This is a genomic window from Paenibacillus sp. J31R30 (assembly GCF_059692115.1).
The window spans coordinates 115143-132697 of record NZ_JCAUAV010000002.1 but is presented as its reverse complement, the minus strand read 5'-3'; the positions used below and the strand labels follow the sequence as shown (position 1 = coordinate 132697).

Below are 17555 nucleotides of genomic sequence, written 5' to 3'. Positions count from 1 at the left end.
TGCTTGCCTCCTAGCCATATGTGAATTGTGAACGTTTCTCTCTCTCTAGAACATCTTGTAAGGCATGAAGCAAAGGAATTCGAAGTTCATCATTCTTCAATGCGAAATCAACTGATGTTAGAATAAAACCAAGCTTTTCTCCCACATCATAACGTTTCCCATCGAATTGAAAGGCAAAGACATCTTGAATTTCGTTTAATCGAGAAATCGCATCTGTTAATTGGATTTCTCCACCTGCACCTGTTTCCTGAAGTTCAAGAAAATCAAATATCTCAGGTGTTAGAATATAGCGTCCCATAATGGCTAGATTTGATGGTGCTGTGCCAAGAGACGGCTTTTCTACAAAGCTTCGGACCTTATACAAGTCCCCATTCTTACTAATTGGATCAACAATCCCATATCGTTTCGTGTCTTGATCGCTTACTGGTTGCACACCAATTACCGATGATTGGGTCAATTCAAATTGATTCATCAGTTGCTTCAAACACGGTGTTTCAGCACTTACGATATCATCTCCAAGTAAAACAGCGAAAGGCTCGTTACCAATAAATCGTCGAGCGCACCATACCGCATGTCCCAACCCTTTTGCCTCTTTTTGCCTAATGAAATGGATATCCACTTTAGCTGGCTTAAGGATCTCTTGCAGAAGCTCATGTTTCCCTTTTTCCATCAAATTGTACTCTAGCTCAAAAGCGCTATCGAAATGATCCTCAATCGCCCTTTTCCCTTTTCCTGTCACGATAATGATATCCTCAATACCGGATTCAATGGCTTCTTCAACAATATACTGAATAGTTGGTTTATCCACGATTGGAAGCATTTCTTTGGGCATTGCTTTTGTTGCAGGCAGAAATCGAGTGCCTAGGCCAGCAGCTGGAATAATTGCTTTTCTGATTTTCTTCTCCATAGTTTCTCCTGTATCTCCTCTGTAATTTCTATACAACAATCCTTATTTTTTTAAAAGTTTCTTTTAAAAAAACCAGTCATACCGTTTTATCAAAAAAACAGCATGACTCGTTCTTTTAATAAAAATATGGGGCATTTAACCCCACCTCACATCACACCATTGATGATACACATCTAAGGCGCCTTACGCCCACAGCATGACCGAGTATCTACATTGATAAAGGAATAGTAGACATTACCTTAATACGCAATAAATTTCTCCGAAATTGTAATATGAACTTACCTGTCCTTTATTGACTTTCACCATAATAATAGTAGTAGTAAGCATCTTTGCTCTTACGATCCACATTGTTAAGAATAACCCCTAGTATTCTCGCTCGTACGTTATCGAGATTTTGCTTCGCTTTAAGCACCGCATCTCTCTTCGTTTTTTCAGAATTGACGACCAAGATTACGCCATCTGTGCGAGAAGCGATGATCTGCGAATCGGTTACGGCAATGGCAGGCGGAGCATCGATAAGAATGACATCAAAACGTTGCTTTAATTCATCTATAGTTGTTAGCATCTTTTTAGAAGCAAGAATTTCTGATGGATTTGGTGGGATAGGTCCCGAAGTTATGACCTGTAAATTAGGTATAAATGTGTCTTGAAGTACCTCAGGAATTGTCAACTGATTCGTTAACAAATTAGTAAGTCCCCAACGATTAGATACACGTAAGGTATGGTGCATGGTTGGTTTTCTGAGATCCCCATCGATGACTAATACTTTCTTATCTGATTGGGCGTATGCTACAGCTAGATTAATCAACGTAGTTGATTTGCCTTCCCCTGGTCCTGCGGAAGTCACCATAATAACTCTCAATTCTTCATCGATTGAAGAGAATTGAATGTTTGTTCTTAGTGCTCTATAGGCTTCAGAAATTGGCGATTTGGGATTCTGATGGGTAATGATGGGCCTTTTATTGGTTGAGTTTGACATCTGATCGTCCCCCCACTCTTTGCTCATTGGTTTGTTTGCTATGATTATTCTGAAAATCTTCTGGTTTCATCTTCGTTATCATGGCTAAGGTTGGCAGTCCTAGGTATTGTTCGACTTCTTCCTCCGTCGTAAGTTGGTCGTTTAAATACTCCAACAAGAAGGCAATACCTAATGCGATCATGAGCGATACAACGAAGCTGATAGCCACATTTAACTTTTTATTTGGCTTTACTGGCACCGGTTGTTCAATGTCTTTGGCCTCATTCAGTAAAGAAATATTATCAACTTTCATAATCTTAGGAATTTCATCTTGAAATACGATCGACACCGCATTGGCAATGCTCGCTGCTCGCGTGTATGAAGGATCTTCAACAATAAGGGTCATTACTTGTGTATTGTTAACCGAACTAACTTTGACTGTATTGACTAGCTGCTCGGCACTAATGTTCAAATGTGGGTACTCGGCAACGACCTTATCCATAATTCTTGGCGTTCTAATAATTTCTTTATAGGTGTCAATGAGTCTGATGTTTAAATTGACTGTATTGATATCAACTTGGGATAAACCCACTTGATCACTTGACTTATTAACAATTAACTTTGTTGAAGCTTGATAGATCGGCTGCATAAAGAAATAACTGATAATACCTGTTGTGACTGTCGCTAGTACAACAATTGAGAGTATCATCCACACCCTTTTTCGTATTATTTTCAAGTAATCCTTTAAATCCAGTTCCATGCCATTCCCTCCGTCTACATGATGCCATGTCTCGTCTTGGTATGATTTCTCCGCTATTTTGCTTAGAAAAGATAAGGAATCCCTCTCTATCCGATAGAGATTAGGATTCCCCCTGATATATACGGTTTACTATTTATTCAACAAACGATAGATAACAACCGCAGCTTGGGCACGAGTAGAGTTGGCATTTGGATTAAATACATTGCCTTCTTCACCGATTACAATCCCTTCACTTGCTGCAAGTGCAACGCCATCTTTCAACGATGCGTTGATCGCACTAACGTCAGTGAAGCCTTTAAGTGCTTCTTCAACCTTCGCTGGGCTTAAGGAAATCCCCTTAAGTGCTAGCGCTCTGGATGACATCACTGCCATTTCAGCACGTGTAATATTGCCATTTGGATCGAACTTACCAGCTTCTTTCCCATTCACAATGCCATTCTTAACTGCTGAAGCGACATAGACTTTGAACCAGTCAGAATCATTGACATCTGTGAAGCTCTCGGTTGCTGTTACGCTTTCTAGGGAGAACGTTTTTACGATCATTTTCGCAAATTCAGCACGCGTTACAAGGCCATTTGGTTCGAAAGCTTTGTCAGCACGACCTTCTAAGATCCCTTTTGCTGCGGCTACTTGAATTTGTCTGCCAGCCCATGCTTTAACTGACGCTGTATCTCCGAAAGATACATTATTTTCTACGACGGTATAGGTTGAGAAACCAGTACGTTGGGCATTCAGAACCCCATCCTCATAGGTACCACCATAGAATTCCAATTTACCATCTACGATTTTGGCAAGGGATAACAACTCAGTATCATATTTGCTGCCATTAGGAACTGGAATCGTCACTTCAACAGGTGTTTTAAAGTTGCTAATATGGCTTCCACCTGATGTGAATTCAAATTCATATACACCTGCAGCCACAGGCAGCTGTGTTGCGTTTGTTGCTACTTTCGAATCTTGACTCGTCACCTTAAGCGTTGTATCTGCACTGAACTCGGATGGACTTACACCTAACGTAAGACCGTTCATTGAAATCGCTACTGTATCAACACCATTTGCAATCGCTGCATCAAGTAGTGCTTTGCCTAAAGGAATTTCCGTTGTTTTGGAGGAAATAGTACCAAAATCAAGTTTTAATTGAATCTTCTCAACCGTTGCATTCGGATTCAACTTCTTCAATTGGTCATTAAGTTCTTTTGCTTTCGCAGCAATTTCTTTCATCTTGTTGGCAAGCTCTGTTACGTTAAGCGTCGGTTTAGCTGTGTCGCCTTCTACCTTAATGAGTGCACTTAGATCTAATGTTGCTAGCTCTTGAATAGCATTCTTAACTGCTTCTTGAGCTTTTTGGAAAATTTCGTTTTTCTTTTCTTCAGAAGCGTCTTTCAGTTGGTCAGCAAGATTGTTAAGTTCTACTTTGATAGGATCTGGTGTAGGAAGAGGACCGCCACCGCCGCCACCTGATCCATTTGTCAATGAAATACTACCTGAAATGTAAAGTAGAAGACCAAATTTCGAATCCCGCGCTTGAATTACGCCACTACCGGAGTTAGCTCCATCGAGAACGAGTTTACCGTTTTCGAATTTAACACCTGTTCCACTTTGTTTGCTCCAAACTAGGTGACTATTAGCTGAAATACCAAGTACAGTTAGTCCTGGCTCAATGGATGTCGAAGATGTATTGACTGCAACATATTTAATCTTGTCATCTAATAGGTATCTCAGAATGGCAGATTCACTGGCAGTAATTGCATCTTCGGCTTGTTTTCCTTTGACCGAATCAATACCTGTCAAATATTCAGCAATTCTCACTTGAACCCCATTAAGATCACTAAGTGTAATTCCATACTCTAAAAGGAATTCACTGATGATTTGACTTTGGTTCAACACATTTGTAGCCAGAATAGAATCCATCGCTTGAAGGATCGGTTCGATGCTTTCTGTTAGGAAGGCTGTCGCTACACTCCCAGCTAAAGTTTCTTTGCTAGTTTGTAGTTTCAGGGCATCGAGCACAAGGGCTTGGAACTCTGAAACACTTTGTTTACTTAAACCATCTGGATCATCAATCCCCGGAAGACTAACATCTGTAAACAATTCATTTAGTGCATTGCGAGTGGTAGGATTTAATATTAATTCATCAATTGCAGCAGCTGAAGTGTTTGAGAAGGGATCTAAGTTGCTAATTAAAGCATATAATGGCCCTAACTCTACATCAGATTTATCTGTAATTTTCGTCCATACATTTCCAAGAAGTACCTTCATAGTATCAGCAGATATATTACTAGCATCGCTAGCAATAAACGCTCTTGTTGCATTTACATCCGCAAATCCTTGTGTATCTCTCGCAAGCTCAGCGCGCAACCGATCTAACTTATCCTGGGTAGTATCCGTAGAAGCAGAAGCCACCCCTGCCGTAATACCCAGTTTGTTAGCTAGACCTTGCTCGCTTAATGGAAGTCCAGCAATGGATGCAAACAGAATGCTTGCTGCCATTGTCGTTACAGTTAATTTCTTTTTCATCGTCATGCTAAAATTCACCTCTTCTAATTAGTTATCTTGCTTTATTTGGATTTCCAAAACTGAAACCATTTCGGCCTCGCCCAAACAGGGGATTGCGTCACAATCGGAAGGTTATGTATGATCCTGTTGGCATTGTTTTGAAAAGAACTCACAATAGGTTGTCCTAGCTCTGCACGTAACGCTTCATACCCTTCGACGAGTGCGAACCCACGATTAGTCGTGTTGTGCGCATCAGAAGATATAAAATGAGCCAAATGGTTCCTACATAAATCAAACGAGAAGGATTGAATAGATTTGCCGAAGTGACCTAGTAAGGAATGAGCCGTTACTTGGGTCAATGCGCCGAGCTGTACCAATTCGAGAAGTTTCGTAGGATCCTCTACAATCTCGCGATTACGCTCAGGATGTGCAATGATTGGCACAATGTCCATCAGCTGCAGCTCATGCATAAGATCATGGATACCCGTAGATATTCGGTCAGATGGGAATTCCAACAGCATGTAACGAGAGCCCTCTAACGTGGCAGTGCGCCCAGCTTCGACATCGTCAATTAATCCCCGATAAACGCGAATCTCTTGACCCGCATGAATATGAAGAGAAATATTCCGACTCATCAACTCCTCCTGAAACAATTTCACTTGATCAGCAACAAAGTCTGCGTCATTTGTAAATCTTCCATTTTCATGATGCGGAGTAGCAATAATAGTATGAATGCCTTGTTCCACGGCTGCCCTTGCCATGTGAACGGATTGCTCCAAATCGGACGACCCGTCATCCAAATCTGGTAGTATGTGACTATGTATATCAATCATAGGAAACCCCAATCACTGAGACTAACACTTAACTTTTCGACACAAAATAAGGATTTATGGCAATATTTGCATGAATCTATTACTCAAAGTGTATCATATATACGATGTGTTGCCTACCTTAAGCACTAGGATTAAAGCACTATTACAGCGAATTTTATGTAATTTTAATCAAATTTTCACCTTTGTAATAGTTCCGAATTTTATGTGCAATTAAGGCATAATAACTAATAATATCCCAAAATAGTGTAAAATCTCCCATTTACTCATCTCTTTCGACATACTTCTACAGGAAACCTTTTAAATTCGACATTATCCCCCTATTAAATAGATAGTTGAATTTTCTGTAAACTTAACCATACATTCGAGTTTTCAAGTAACAAAAAACAAGAAGCCTCTATGAAACTTTTTTTTAGAAGAGGCTTCTTTAACATTATTAATCTACCAACTATTTCCTATATTTCATCAAATCGCATAGGCCCACGAAGAAAACAACGATCGTTGTCAGCACGATGAATCTGAAATCCCAGGCGTTCGGAAACTCATTCATTTTGGTATTGGTAGCACGAAGAATGAGAACAAAAAATAATAAAAGCAAATCAAAAAACATGCAGTACGCCATTCTAGCTGATAGTTTATACAGTGGGAGTTTGTCTATCATTTTACCGAATCCAAATAAATCACTCCACTTCCCGGACTCAGACTTCGACTTCTGGGGGGTGTTGTCTTTATCCTCTTGCTTATCCTCGATCGGTTTTGGCTCGTTTGACATTCTCCGTGCCAACTCCTTGCAATGGTTCTACAGCATCCTGCCACATCAGTATCGCCCCAATGAAGCTTACACCTCCAATAAAAATCCCCCCCAAAGGTGACAACAGCTTGAGCTCCCATGTCAAGATGATAGCTAGAAAACATACTAGCATTAACAGATAAGCACCTATTATTTTCATTGAATTCCCTGCCATGTTCTTCTACACCTCCCTTATATATGAAGCTAAAGTAGTATATGAGAGATTCATAGATTACGTGTTAGGCACGAATCAGCATCCGATTCACGGTAAAAAAGACCTAAGGGGTCGTCACCCGCTCAGGTCTTTGGTTTCAAGCGTCTTCGCCTATCTGTTCAACAAGCTTCCAACATAACGCAGCAATTCGTTCGCACAAACTGGGCAATAACCATGCTCATCGATCAACTGCTTCGTCACATCGTTAATTTTCTTCAGCTGCTTCTCATCCGGTGTTTTCGTTGAGGTTGTAATTTTCACGATGTCCTTCAGATCAGCGAACAGCTTCTTCTCAATCGCTTCACGTAGCCGCTCGTGACTGCTATAGTCGAATCTTCTGCCTTTGCGTGAGTAGGAAGAGATGCGGATCAAAATTTCTTCGCGGAATGCTTTTTTCGCATTTTCCGAAATGCCAATCTGCTCTTCAATGGAACGCATGAGGCGCTCGTCTGGATCCATCTCCTCGCCGGTTAACGGATCCTTAATTTTCCCCCAGTTGCAGTAAGCCTCAATGTTATCCAAGTAGTTATCGAAAATTGTTCTGGCCGACTCTTCGAAGGAGTAGACGAACGCTTTCTGCACTTCCTTCTTGGCAATATCGTCATATTCCTTACGAGCAACGGAGATGAAATTGAGGAAGCGCTCACGCTCATCTTTGGTAATGGATGGATGCTGATCCAAACCGTCTTTCAGGGCACGCAGCACATCTAAGGCATTGATACATTGGAGATCCTGACGGATTAGGGCACTTGAAATTCGGTTGATGACATACCGCGGATCGATACCGCTCATGCCTTCTTCTTGGTATTCATTTTGCATTTCCTTCAGATCAGCTTCTTTGTAGCCTTCAACCACTTCACCGTCGTACATGCGCATTTTTTTGATCAGATCCATACCTTGCTTCTTCGTTTCCTTCAAACGTGTAAGGATCGAGAAGATCGCGGCTACACGCAGCGCATGCGGCGCAATATGAATGTGCGACATATCACTCTGTCCGATAAGCTTGTAGTAAATTTTTTCTTCATCGGATACACGCAAATTATAAGGGATCGGCATGACAATCATACGAGACTGCAAGGCCTCATTTTTCTTATTGGCGATAAAAGACTTATACTCGGTCTCATTGGTATGGGCAATGATGAGCTCATCCGCACTAATCAACGCGAAACGTCCGGCCTTGAAGTTGCCTTCTTGGGTAAGCGAGAGCAAATTCCACAGGAATTTCTCGTCACATTTCAGCATTTCCTGGAACTCCATGATACCTCTGTTCGCCTTGTTCAGCTCGCCATCGAAACGATACGCACGCGGATCAGACTCGGAACCAAACTCCGTAATCGTCGAGAAGTCAATACTTCCCGTTAAGTCTGCGATATCCTGGGATTTAGGATCAGATGGACTGAAAGTACCGATCCCGACACGACCTTCTTCTGAGACAAAAACACGCTCCACATGCACATCTTCAATACAACCGTTATACTCCGTTTTCAGACGCATTTGGCACGACGGACATAGGCTTCCTTCAATTTTCACATTCAGCTCGCGCTCGATCTCTGGTCGCAGCTCCATCGGAATCAAATGAAGCGGCTCTTCGTGCATCGGACACCCTTTGATCGCATAGACTGCCCCTAAATCCGTTTTGGCAAATTGCTCTAATCCGCGTTTCAGCATGGTCACAATTGTGGATTTCCCACCGCTTACAGGACCCATTAGCAACAAAATACGTTTACGAACATCCAATCGACGGGCTGCGGAATGGAAATATTCTTCCACCAGCTTCTCAACGGCACGATCCAGGCCAAAGATCTCTTGGTTGAAAAATTTGTAAGATTTGTGGCCAACTTGATCGTTGATCCCTTGCGAAGCAATCATGTCATAGACCCTTGAATGCGCAGTTCTCGCGAGTCCAGGATTACTGCGAAGCAATTCTATGTACTCCGCGAACGTACCGGTCCAGCTCAATGAATCCTTCTCCGTACGATGCTCTGAAATTCTTTTGAATATGTCCATGGGTACCTCCTTTCACTGCTGCCTTTACTGGCAATAGGTCAGCTCGTGATGGTGAATTGTGTACTACAATCCTATGCACCCAAGAAGGATAACTTGCCCGAAATTTTAAAATGTAACGGAATTCTCTCTTACCGATTTTTGAAAATGGAAATGACTAGGATTCCAAGTCAATCTTCCCTATTTTCTGAAAATCTCATACTTGCAACCCGCTTCGACTCGAAATTCGATAACCGCATGTTCCCTGTTCACTAGGATGTCTTCTCCTCCACAGCGCACCTGAACTGCTTCGCGTGTACGGACTCTGCATAAGCCAGACTTGGCTGCGCAGATCACCGCTTCCGATAATTTGCCCTCGGACCACTTAAGATCAATCACATATCCATTGCGCCCTCTCAAGCCGCTCACGGCCCCCTGTAACCACGCAGACGGCAGAGCAGGGAGCAAACTCAACTCTCCCGCATGCGATTGCAGCAGCATCTCCACGATACCAGCCACGGCTCCGAAATTACCGTCAATTTGAAAAGGGGGATGCGCATCAAACAGATTGGGATACGTTGATTTCCGCAGCATATGACTCAGATGCGCATACGACTGTTCGCCCTCCTCGAGTCTCGCGTACATATTAACGATCCACGCGCTGCTCCAGCCCGTATGCCCGCCTCCATTTTCCAATCTGCGCTGAAGGGTCGCGGCAGCGGCAGCAGCCAATTCAGGCGTGCGGTGCGGGCTTATTTGCGTTCCCGGGTGCAGGGCAAACAACTGTGAAATATGACGATGTCCTGGATCCTCCTCCGCATAGTCCTCCAACCATTCCATAATCTGACCGTGTCTGCCGATCTGAGGCTTAGGCAGCCGTTCTAGCAGCGCTGTAAGCTGATCTCGCAGCTCACCATCCACCTGCAGCTGATCGCAGCTCTGGATACAGGCCGTGAAAAGCTCATGGATGATCTGCGAATCCATAGAGGGCCCCATGGTCAATGCTCCTCTAGTTCCGTCAGCCAATACGTATACGTTTTCTGGTGAGACAGAAGGACCTGTCACAAGATGCCCATTCGGCGATTTCACCAAATAATCAACGAAAAAAGCCGCGGCTTCCTTCAAGATCGGATAGGCTCTATGCTGCAAGAATTCCTTATCTTCGGTAAACAGGAATTGCTCCCAAAGATGTAAGCTCAGCCATGCCGCTCCCATTGGCCAAATGACACATGTCGGAAACAAGCCCTCAGGCCGTGTTTCTCCCCATATGTTGGTGTTGTGATGTGCAACAAAGCCGGAGCATCCATACAACTCCCTTGCTGTTTGCCGGCCGCTCACTTGCATGCGTTCAATATGATCAAACAAAGGCTCATGGCATTCGGATAAACCGCATACCTCTGCTGGCCAATAATTCATTTGCGTATTGATATTAATCGTGTATTTGGACTCCCAAGGCGGAGTAAAGCTGTCATTCCAGATGCCCTGAAGATTAGCCGGTAAACAGCCAGGACGCGAACTGGCGATAAGTAAATACCGGCCATAATGAAAGTAAAGCTCCGTCAAGCCAATGTCCACATTGGATTGTGATTCTTGCAGCAGCTTCAATCGCTCGTCCGTTGCCAAACCGTCTAACGGATCATGTTCCGTCAATTGCAGACTTACCCGGTTGTACAACGTTTGATAATCCTGGATATGCCGGTTCTCCAGTTCATCAGCGTGATAAGCATCTGCGGCAGCAATATGCAGCTGGCATGCTGCCAATGGATCAGATTCACGAAATGTGCTTGCTGCAGCAAGCATCAAGGTAACGGAACTTGCTCCTTCCACAGACAGGAAATCGCCAATGACAGTGACAGAACCATCGTCGGCTTTCGCCTTCAACACACAGGCATATTCGACACCGTGCTTTCCACATTCGCCGCTCATCCAGATGCTGTCAGCCGATAACTTGCCGGTTTCCCCCTCGTAGGGTCTGCGGTTCAGATTCGCCGAGAAGTTCAACTGCCCAGGCTGATCGCACTCCAGTCGCAGGATGATCACTTGATCTGGGTTGCTGGCATACATCGTACGATGATAGGTAACTCCGCCTACCCTATAGCTCGTCCGAGCCACGGCATTCTTGATATCCAGTTCTCTCCGATACCCTTCAACTTCACCCTTTTGACCATGAAAATAAAGCCTCAGGTCTCCCAAAGGCTGATAGGGATTATAATATTTAGGCGTGGAGAAAAGGGCCATACGCGTTAATCGCGTGGCCTCCTCCACCTTCCCTTCAAAAAGCATCTCCCGAATTTCCTCCAAATGACGGGAACCATCGGGGTTGATCCCATCCTTAGGACCTCCGTACCAAATGGAATCTTCATTTAGCTGAATTCGCTCCTCCTGTACATGACCGAAGATCATTCCACCTAATCGACCGTTTCCGATCGGAAGCGCCTCCACCCACAACTTAGCAGGCTGCAGATACCAGAGTTTCTCACGATTGTTCAAGAATACGCCCCCTATACAATACTTGGTTTATCACCCTGTTTAGGCGATGCTGGCATTACCATAATCATTTTGGTTCCCTGCTCGGCCACACTTTCAATCCTCAGTCCATAGCTCTCCCCATAGACCATTTGAATGCGGCGATGGACGTTCAGCACACCAATGCCACCCTTTTTGCCCGCTTCATCTGTTTCGGCATCCGCCAGCCGGTTAGCGCTTAATTTCTCTTGGAGCTGCGTTAACTTCGCCTCCGACATCCCTGAGCCATTATCCTCAACGCTGATCCAGAAAATATCGTCGATGATGCCTCCATCAATGCGAACGAAGTGATAATCTTCCAACCCGTCAGGAAATGCGTGCTGAAACACGTTTTCGACTAAAGGTTGGAGGGTCAAACGAACCATGACATGAAGCAGATACTCCGGTTTGATCGCAACATCAATCTCGAAATCGCGGCCAATTCTATGTTTCAGAACAACAATATAATACAAAACATGCTTCAATTCGTTAGCAACTGTAATCTCCTCGAGATTGGTTTGGACCGAGTATCGCAGCATGTAGGCCAACGCCTTCACAATTTCAGATATCTCCTCTGATTCTTGGATCGTGGCATAGCAAACAATGGTCTCGAGTGTGTTGTACATAAAATGAGGATTGATCTGCAGCTGCAGGGACTGAAACTCTGCCCGCTGACGCTCCATGCGAATCTCTGAGTTGCTTAATTCGACCTGCACCACTCGGTCTACGGCTTCGGACAGCCGCTTAACCATCAGGTTGTAGCGGACCATAAGCTCAACAATCTCATCCTTGTGAGGGGGTAACGGAATCGTAGCCCAGTTCCCTTTCTCCGTCTCTCTCATTCCGCTTTTCAGCACTTGAATCGGCTTCGCAATCGACTTACCGAATCGGTATGCAAGTAAAATCGCCAGCACCAACGTAAATATACCGACAATCAGCGTTGTCGAACGAATGTTCGCCAACGGTTTGCGCAATTCGCGCAGCGGCATGGAAACGACGAGCTGCCAGTCCGAATAATCGGACTTCCGACTTACATACATGCGTTCGTCGCCCTCACTCGTGTCGATGAAGGAAGAAGAACCTGCCTTTTCAAGCTTCTCTACAAACTCTTTCGGCACATCCGATCCGACTTTTTTCCCATCCGGATGATAGACATATCGACCTTTATTATCAATGATAAACAGATAGCCGTATTTGCCTAAATCAATCCCTTTCCATAAGGCGGACAAATCAGCCGATCTCATCTCAATGGCGAGTAAGCCGCTTAATTCAGGCGAGGTGAAGCCACGAAAACGGCGAACTAGCGTAAGCATCTGATTCTCTTGACCTTCTATGATCGTATGGTTCAAAATACTTAATTTCCCATCTGGCGATGTATTCGCTAGGAAATATTGTCGCTGCTTTCTTTTATCCTCTGCATTGAAGGATTGTTCGCTCACACCGTTGTAGTAATAAACCGCATTCAGTTTATCGCTAATCACATAGACAGAAGCCAACTTAGGATTACGAATAAATAACGGATCGACACTCAGTTCGAGAATCGTTTTCCGAGCAATATAATAGTCATATTCCTCTCGATCGGCCTTTAAATCAATAAACTCCATGACCTGTCTGTTGGTCAAAAGAGAGACAATAGAGCGTTCATAGTCTTTCAAATATAGATCCGTATGATGAACCGCATTTCCGACGATCTGGTTCATTTGATTCTCAACCATTTCCGCTAACTCGCCGGAAGAAGTCATATAGGAGAAGATGCCAACACTGCTAAGAGAAAGAATGATAACAATCAAGAAATAAACGAATATCTTCTTCGTTAAGCCTCTAATTTTCATTTGATACCCAGTCCTGCACGATACTCAGAAGGAGATACGCCCACAATTTTTTTGAAGGTTTTTGTAAAATGCGGGTAATCGTCGTACCCAACATCTGCCGCTACATCTACGATTCGGACATAAGGAATAGCCAACATTTCCTTGGCCTTCATCATTCTTTTATTAATCCGGTACTGAACGAAGGTCTCATGTGTGACTTTTTTAAAAAGCGAGCTGAAATAAGTCGGTGTCAATCCGACCATGGCAGCAACTTGATCCAACGAAATGTCTTCCGATAGTCTGCTGTCAATATAACTTTTGGCCTCTTCCATCGGATCTTTAAAGCTACCGCTTCGAACAGCTTGCAGTCCCTTGGCCATTTGAATCAAACCTTTATTAAACGTGTCTAAGGCTTCCTTCACACTATCTGCCTGCATGTGAGCTAGAACGAAAGAAGGCGAGTAGTTTCGAGCTTGAAAGCGCTTGACTAGCATGGCATTGCAATCATCCAACAGCTCTTTAATCCCAGCCAACGAGAGATTCACGGATAGACAATAGTCACGCCAACGGACGATCAGACTGTCTAGCTCCTCCATTTGCAAAGCCCATATTTGCTGCTCCATCTGATCGATCCATTCAATATAACGGGAAGGCGGCATATAGCTGCGAGAAGGTTCTTTGATTAACTGATTCAACATGTCATGGACATCCGCTGTCGTGACTGGTTTCAACATATAATGACGAACACCATAATTCATACTTTTTTGCGCATATTCAAAATCACTGTAACCCGATATCACAACCGTTTTGATCTGAGGGAATTCCTCATGAATGATTCTGCAGAGCTCCAATCCGTCCATTTTCGGCATACGAACGTCCACCAACACAAGATCAGGCTCGCAGACACGAATCAGTTCCAACGCATCCACGCCATTCTCGGCTGTCTGAATTCGCGAGAAAGCAGGTTGGTACATTTCCGCCATCTTTACGATGCCTCTGCGAATGACAGGTTCATCGTCTACAATCAATACATGCATGTATAACCCTCCTTCCCATGTTTCAGAAACAATATCCAATTATGATAACTCACCGTGATTGGTTCTTCAACGGAAGGTGCTACAAACGAATTTGTGCGAAGCGCCACGTGACAGCGCTGTATGCTTGCGGCTTGTCAGTGGGTCCAGTAAGTTGCCCCTCGTAGGAGCCATCTGTATGTTGGGTAACCGCCGCCTTCCACATGCCGCATACACCTGCCTCATAGTCAAACGTTTCCCCATCATCGTCGTATAGATTCCCTTCACCAGCTGCATCACCGAAATGAATGATTTCAAGCGGGACCTGTGTACCCATCGATGGGACATGCGACAGCGCAGGCATCAACGGAATGACAGCTCCGTTCCTAACAAACACTGGAATTCGTTCCAAACCGCATTGAATCCGAATGATGCATCCACCTTCGTATCTTTCCCCTGTCTCTAATCCATACCAAATTCCCGAGGGGAGTAGGACTTCTCGCTCAAACTCTCCTTCGACAAGAGGGGCTACTAACAGGGCATCGCCAACCATGTATTGGTCATCCCATTCTCTCACTTTCTTCTTGCCATAGGCGCCATCTGTCGTGTTCAAGGTTTGTTCAGCTGCTTCAGCTTGGATCGCCTCGGCTGCAGCGATTTCTGCTGGGGACATCACGAATGGCATGGCACGGAAAGGAGGAATCCCCTTCTCTCGGTAAGCGGCGAATGTCGAATACAAGTAAGGCAGCAGTCTCATCCGCAGCTTGATGTAATGGCGTACGGTATCCTCAACCTCTGGGAAAGACCACGGTTTCGTTCCGTCTCCCCAAGCATTCAGCATCGCGAGCGGCGAAAAAACGACCGTTTGCATCCGTCTGACCCAATCTTCGGCATTTCTGGCTCTTCTCACTTCTGGCGTCCACAACAGTCCGCTGAAAGAAGCGCTGCATATCCCGCGAATAAATTGCTTGTGATCATACAGATCCGAATACAAGACATACGGCATGGAGGAAGCCGCGGCATTCGAAGCCCTGACAAGCCCATAAGTACGCCGATTTTTGCTGCGGAATAATTCTGTCGTCATTTTTTGGAACATTAACCCATACATTTGTCTCATTTGCTCTCCATCCAGACCGGATGGAAACTGAGCATGCCCCGGGAACATCCAGGAATTGTTGGTCAAATCACTGCCGTCACATTCATCCAATTTGTAACCCGCTACCCCGATTTTCACGTGCTGCTCTTCATGCTGCTTCTTATAAAGTGCTGCAGCTTCAGGCAGTGCATAATCAGGTGCAAGTCCTCCCCAGACCGAATGACTCCCCGATAGCGGCTTCAAATCTTCATACAACTCACTCTTCGGTGATACGAAGGGATGCTCCCACAGGTTCACACGAAATCCTTTTTGGTCCAATGTTTTCACGAATTTTTCAGGTTCAGGGAATCGGCTCTTTTCCCATTCGTAACTGACGGGATAGCTTTGGCTGTGCCAGCCAGGCTCAAGTCCAATCACATCACAGGGCATATCGTGCTGACGGAACTGCTCTGCTTCTTCGAGCACCTGCTGGTCCGTATACAGCGTCGGAACACGATGCCAGAAGCCAAGCCCCCATTTCGGAGGCAATGTGCCTCCACCGCAAAATAAATTATATCTAGCTACTACGTCCGAGAGAGTTGGGCCCCCAAACAAATAAACATCTGCACCTTCACTAGGGAGCTTGATCTCTACGCGCGATGCGACTAACGTGGCTTTCCATCCCTTGTCGGTGTTGCGATCACGAATATCCTCGCTCAGCGTTTCCTCTTGTCTCAGGGTAGAGCCGCAATACATCGTAACGATTCGCGAAGTATCTACCAACACACCATACCCGAGATCGCTGATGTAAAAAGGAACCGGCGCGTGCGTCTCCCCTGTATCCTGCTTGGGATCACTATTCACCCGCAAATAACGGTTCCTTCCCCGTTGATTCATTCTTAATAATTGAAGGCCTGTCCCGTACAGCTTTTCCGTACGATTAAGCGGTATAGATAGAATCCGATAGTCGCCTAAATCCTCAATTTCGATGTTTTCTCTTGAAAATGGAGGGTCCACCTGCGGAAGCTGCTGCAGCGCTTCTGTTTTAGGTAAGGCTCCCATCAAGGAGAGCGGCGTCATGCCCTGCGGTTCTCCTATCGTAAGACGCCAAACACCAGGCGCCGTTTGTTGCCAATTCGTTGTTTGCATCCTAATTTCCCCATTCATCTATAGTGTTGGAACCTCAATGGACATCGCGCTGCCGGATTCATTAGCCAGCTTCGTGTAATGAACCAATGCTTGGGTTTTCAGATAATCCCTGCCGCTCGTCTCTGCTTCACGTCCCTCACGGAGTGATGCCAGAAATTCAGCCAGCGTATCTTTTTCATCTACACCACTAATATCATCAACGACCGTAACTTTGCCATCCCGAATGAGGCGGATTTCTTTATCAATGACTTCCATAGCCCCTTCGCTTCCTTCGATTCGCCAATTGCCGCTCCATGGTGTCTCCGTCCCTCTGGCCGAGATGGATGCGTTGTAGGCTGCTGTAATGCCGCCCTCCATTTCAAAGAAAGCATAAGCATTGATAAGTGCTCCTTCCTCTTGCCAGGCGCCAATTGGATTGTACAGCTTCGATTGAACCGCCTTCCCTTCACTACCCGTGAAATAGCGGATCATATCTAAGTGATGCACCCCGATGTCATCCAGAATACTAACGGTATATCTCCGCTGAACATGATGGTATCTGTAGAACTGTATATCCATTGACGAAATACTACCGATGACGCCTTCGTCCAGAAGCTGTTTCATTTTACGAATATAAGGCATTCTGCGGTAATTTTCTGCGATCATAAAAGGGATCTTTTCCCTAGCAGCTCGAGCTACGATCTCGATGGATTCCTCATAATCAAAGGAGATCGGTTTCTCGCACAATACGGCCAACTTACGGTCAAATGCCGCATGGTTCACAGCCGTGTGCATCATAGGTGAAGTTACATTGACTAGAAAGTCAGCCTGTTCGTTCTGCAGCGCATCCTCTAATGAGGTGTAAAAAGGGAACGGATCGTCCAGCATCTTCTCTTTCATTGACAGATCGACCTCTACAACAGCTGCCAATAGTCCTTGATCTCTCAGTCTTTTATACCAGCTGAATCCAGCTGAACCTAAACCAACCAATATTGCTTTCATATGTCAAATACCCCCTAAGAATCCATGGAATTTTAGTTGCCTTCATTATAGGAGATTATCCACCTTAGAAAAACGTATTAACT

General features: G+C 44.7%; 13 protein-coding genes. All 13 read right to left on the bottom strand.

The features are described from left to right. Positions 1 to 10: 10 nt before the first annotated feature. The 13 genes from galU to AC58QO_RS06475 all read right to left on the bottom strand — a co-directional run bounded on the left by galU (position 11) and on the right by AC58QO_RS06475 (position 17472). Positions 11 to 907, bottom strand: a complete 897-nt coding sequence (galU, locus tag AC58QO_RS06535) for a UTP--glucose-1-phosphate uridylyltransferase GalU (protein WP_497264496.1) — start codon at positions 905 to 907, stop codon at positions 11 to 13. A gap of 289 nt (positions 908 to 1196) precedes the next feature. Next, positions 1197 to 1886 (bottom strand): CpsD/CapB family tyrosine-protein kinase, encoded by a 690-nt coding sequence (locus AC58QO_RS06530; protein WP_497264495.1) that lies wholly within the window; start codon positions 1884 to 1886, stop codon positions 1197 to 1199. Next, positions 1867 to 2625 (bottom strand): YveK family protein, encoded by a 759-nt coding sequence (locus AC58QO_RS06525; RefSeq protein ID WP_497264494.1) that lies wholly within the window; start codon positions 2623 to 2625, stop codon positions 1867 to 1869. The genes AC58QO_RS06530 and AC58QO_RS06525 overlap by 20 nt, the downstream gene beginning before the upstream one ends. A 129-nt stretch (positions 2626 to 2754) precedes the next feature. Then, on the bottom strand, positions 2755 to 5148 hold the full coding sequence (locus AC58QO_RS06520; protein WP_497264493.1) for an S-layer homology domain-containing protein: 2394 nt from the start codon (positions 5146 to 5148) through the stop codon (positions 2755 to 2757). A 35-nt stretch (positions 5149 to 5183) separates the two neighbouring features. Continuing rightward, entirely contained in the window at positions 5184 to 5954 is a 771-nt protein-coding gene (locus AC58QO_RS06515; RefSeq protein WP_497264492.1) for a tyrosine-protein phosphatase, read from the bottom strand. Between the two features lie 445 nt (positions 5955 to 6399). Continuing rightward, positions 6400 to 6723 (bottom strand): hypothetical protein, encoded by a 324-nt coding sequence (locus tag AC58QO_RS06510; protein ID WP_497264491.1) that lies wholly within the window; start codon positions 6721 to 6723, stop codon positions 6400 to 6402. Beyond that, a complete protein-coding gene (locus tag AC58QO_RS06505; RefSeq protein ID WP_497264490.1) occupies positions 6692 to 6916 on the bottom strand; it encodes a hypothetical protein in 225 nt (74 codons plus the stop codon). The genes AC58QO_RS06510 and AC58QO_RS06505 overlap by 32 nt, the downstream gene beginning before the upstream one ends. A 150-nt stretch (positions 6917 to 7066) precedes the next feature. Next, on the bottom strand, positions 7067 to 8962 hold the full coding sequence (locus tag AC58QO_RS06500) for a PrkA family serine protein kinase (protein WP_056624593.1): 1896 nt from the start codon (positions 8960 to 8962) through the stop codon (positions 7067 to 7069). Between the two features lie 177 nt (positions 8963 to 9139). Further along, entirely contained in the window at positions 9140 to 11428 is a 2289-nt protein-coding gene (locus tag AC58QO_RS06495) for a glycoside hydrolase family 95 protein (protein WP_497264489.1), read from the bottom strand. A gap of 11 nt (positions 11429 to 11439) precedes the next feature. Next, positions 11440 to 13275, bottom strand: coding sequence for a cache domain-containing sensor histidine kinase (locus tag AC58QO_RS06490; protein ID WP_497264488.1), 1836 nt, complete (start codon positions 13273 to 13275; stop codon positions 11440 to 11442). After that, entirely contained in the window at positions 13272 to 14291 is a 1020-nt protein-coding gene (locus AC58QO_RS06485; RefSeq protein WP_497264487.1) for a response regulator transcription factor, read from the bottom strand. The genes AC58QO_RS06490 and AC58QO_RS06485 overlap by 4 nt, the downstream gene beginning before the upstream one ends. A 79-nt stretch (positions 14292 to 14370) precedes the next feature. Continuing rightward, on the bottom strand, positions 14371 to 16491 hold the full coding sequence (locus tag AC58QO_RS06480; RefSeq protein WP_497264486.1) for a TIM-barrel domain-containing protein: 2121 nt from the start codon (positions 16489 to 16491) through the stop codon (positions 14371 to 14373). An 18-nt stretch (positions 16492 to 16509) separates the two neighbouring features. Beyond that, positions 16510 to 17472, bottom strand: coding sequence for a Gfo/Idh/MocA family protein (locus tag AC58QO_RS06475; protein ID WP_497264485.1), 963 nt, complete (start codon positions 17470 to 17472; stop codon positions 16510 to 16512). Positions 17473 to 17555: the final 83 nt, after the last annotated feature.